Source organism: Nostoc sp. FACHB-892, from assembly GCF_014698795.1.
In the GTDB taxonomy this organism is placed as follows: Bacteria; Cyanobacteriota; Cyanobacteriia; order Cyanobacteriales; family Nostocaceae; genus Nostoc.
This window is the reverse complement of the sequence record NZ_JACJTR010000143.1, coordinates 1-2,485: the sequence shown is the minus strand read 5'-3', so window position 1 is coordinate 2,485 and position 2,485 is coordinate 1. Positions and strand designations below refer to the sequence as shown.

At 46.2% G+C, this 2,485-nt stretch carries 1 pseudogene; it reads left to right on the top strand.

Going from position 1 to position 2,485, the window contains the following annotated elements:
- Positions 1 to 142: 142 nt before the first annotated feature.
- A pseudogene (locus H6G96_RS40585) lies at positions 143 to 2,398 on the top strand (plasmid replication protein, CyRepA1 family); the annotation flags it as partial.
- Positions 2,399 to 2,485 lie beyond the last annotated feature (87 nt).

Here is a 2,485-nt window from a genome sequence, read left to right as displayed (position 1 = left end):
AGTCAGTGTTACTACTGATTGCTTTTCTTTCAACCTTCAAGATTAGTCTTCAGTACTATTGTCTATTTTTTATCTCTAATTTTCTAAGTACTTTTTTCTGAGCCTGAGCTTTTAGTCCAAACTCCAGCTCGTACCCGTTGGTGAAAAACTGATTATCCTCAAGGCTCCCAAAGGCACTGGTAAAACCGAATGGCTTACAACTGAGGTGGCGAAAGCACATGACCAAGGACGAAGGGTATTAATTATCACCCACCGTATCCAACTGGGCGAGGCGTTGTGTAATCGCTTCGGTGTTAACTATGTTACTGAAGTCCGCACGAATGAAACAGGCACATTATTGGGATATGGGGTGTGTGTGGATTCACTGCATCAGGAAAGTCAGGCGCGATTCAACCCTGATGACTGGTCAAATGATGTCATTATTATTGATGAATGCGACCAAGTATTCTGGCATTTGCTTAACTCTGGTACTGAAGTGCAGAAGCGTCGGGTATCTGTTCTCAAAAACCTCAAGCAGTTAGTACAGAATGTTTTGGGCAGCAGTCAGGGAAAGATTTACCTATCAAGCGCTGATGTGTCCGATACTGATGTGAAGTATGTTTTATCACTCGCTGGTGAATATCGAGTTAACCCGTTCGTAATCGTCAACAATTATCGGCACGTATCTGGCAATTGTTACAACTACTCTGGCAGTAACCCGAAGAATTTGATTGCGGCACTGGACAAGGCGATCGCTAAAAGTGGACATCATTTACTCTGCTGCTCTGCTCAAAAGGCTAAGTCCAAATGGGGAACCCAGGCACTAGAAGAACGGTTCCGTCGCAAATTCCCACATTTACGGATTCTGCGAATTGACAGCGAATCTGTTGCTGATCCATCTCATGCGGCTTTCGGTTGTATCGCTCACCTGAACGAAATTCTGACTCAGTATGATTTGGTTATCGCCTCTCCAAGTTTGGAAACTGGAGTCAGCATCGACATTCGAGGACATTTTGATGGTGTTTGGGGGATATTTCAAGGTGTGCAGCCGGTTAACTCTGTGCGGCAGATGCTTGCAAGGGTTAGAGAGACTGTTGACCGTCACATTTGGGTGCGAGAATGGGGGATGTCGGTTGTGGGGAATGGCTCTACATCCATAGGAGGACTACTCAGAAGTCAACACGTTGCAACACAAGCGAATATTGCGCTGTTGTCGGCGGCGGACAATGACGATTACAGCTATGTTGACCAGAACTTCCAGCCCGAATCTTTGCAGACTTGGAGCAAGCGGGGTTCTGTGATTAATGTAGAAATGCGGCGCTATCGAGAGTCTGTGCTTGCGGGTTTGGTCGAGGATGGTTATACAATTATCCATGCCGACGATGCTGATGACGATGAGAGTGGGGCAGTTATCGATTCCGTTAAGGCGGCATCTGTTGAATTGTATGCTGCGGAGTGTAAAGCGATCGCCTCTGCTGATGAACTCTCTCCAAGCGAATTGAAGAAGCTGCAAGATAAAAGGGCGAAAACAAAAACCGAACGACACCAGCAGCGCAAGGCGGAATTGTCTCGTCGCTATGAAATTGAAGTTACGCCTGAGCTTGTGGAGAAAGATGATGACGGGTGGTATCCTCAACTGAGAATGCACTACTATTTGACACTGGGGCGAGAGTTTCTGACCAACCGTGATGCAAAACGGGCTAAGGCGCAATTAGAGGCGGGAGAGAATTCAGTTTGGAAACCAGATTTTAACAAGGGGCAGTTATTACCTGCTGTGTTATTACTGGAAAATCTGAATCTGTTGCAGTTTCTTACACCAGACGTTCAGTTACGGGGCAGCGACGAGAAGATGGTGGAGTTTAAGGCACTGGCTGTAAAGCATCGGCACGTTATCAAGAATTACTTGAACGTCACTATCTCAGAAAAACTTACTTCCATAGCGATCGCACAGAAACTACTTGCGAAGATTGATTTGAAACTTGATTACGTCGGTCGATTGGGGCCGAGGGAAAACAGGGAGTGCGTTTATCGGTTTGTTTCACCCGATGATGAGCGTGATTTGATTTTCGAGCGGTGGTTAAATCGAGATGAAGCGTCAAACTGTGATTCGGTGTCAGTCAGCAACAATATAAGTACAACTACACCAGTCATTGACACCCAATCCCAGGATATTCCTCAAACACTCATGCCACTGGGAAGTCCGACTGTCCAAGGATGGAAGGGGCTGAAGCTGAAAATGCGCCTTGGACTCGACAGCGTTGGCAAGTTCTACCAACAGCTAGTCTCCACAATCGGCAATGCTATCGGTGTTGCTGATGGGGAGCCTTACTGGAATGGCTATCTGGGGCAGTGGCAGGTTTGGGTTAACTTTGCTGACGGGTGTAGGTCTGTGGTGTGCGATTGGTTGATAGTGGTTTAATTGTAGATACATTTGGAAGGAGATTCCACAATTAAATGAGTCGTCAATTCATATCTTCTGGTTCTATCTTTGAGCAAGAAATTGCTT